The organism is Rhizobium sp. 18055 (assembly GCF_902706285.1).
Classification (GTDB): Bacteria; Pseudomonadota; Alphaproteobacteria; order Rhizobiales; family Rhizobiaceae; genus Rhizobium.
On record NZ_CACSKD010000456.1, the window covers coordinates 1 to 396 of the forward strand.

At 64.1% G+C, this 396-nt stretch carries 1 protein-coding gene; it reads left to right on the plus strand.

Annotated features, from left to right (window positions below):
* Nucleotides 1–245: response regulator (locus GVL52_RS32630; protein WP_160012800.1), on the plus strand; the 245-nt coding region annotated here is incomplete at its 5' end.
* Nucleotides 246–396 lie beyond the last annotated feature (151 nt).

The following is a 396-nucleotide window of genomic DNA, read 5'->3' on the forward strand; positions in this document are numbered from 1 at the left end:
GGCTGGTACTCATCATCGCCGAGCGGCCCGACGTGGCGATTGTCGACATCGGACTGCCCGGAGTGGACGGATACGAGGTCGCCCTGCGCGCCCGGGCCGCGGGCTACGCGGGGCGCATGGTGGCCGTCTCGGGCTACGGACAGCCGCAGGATATTTCCAAGGCGCGCAAGGCCGGCTTCGACGACTACCTCATCAAGCCGATCACGATGGAACAGTTACAAAACGCAATGGACCGTGCGTCCTGAATCCGCGCCGTCACACGCACTTACATCGGCGGCGCCAACACGCGCTGCATAACCGTCACACTACGAAAGGGTGCATCTTGGAGGTTTCATGGGTTTGGCTCTGATCGTGGACGACGACGCCGATGCGGCGGACATGCTGGCCGCGCTGTGC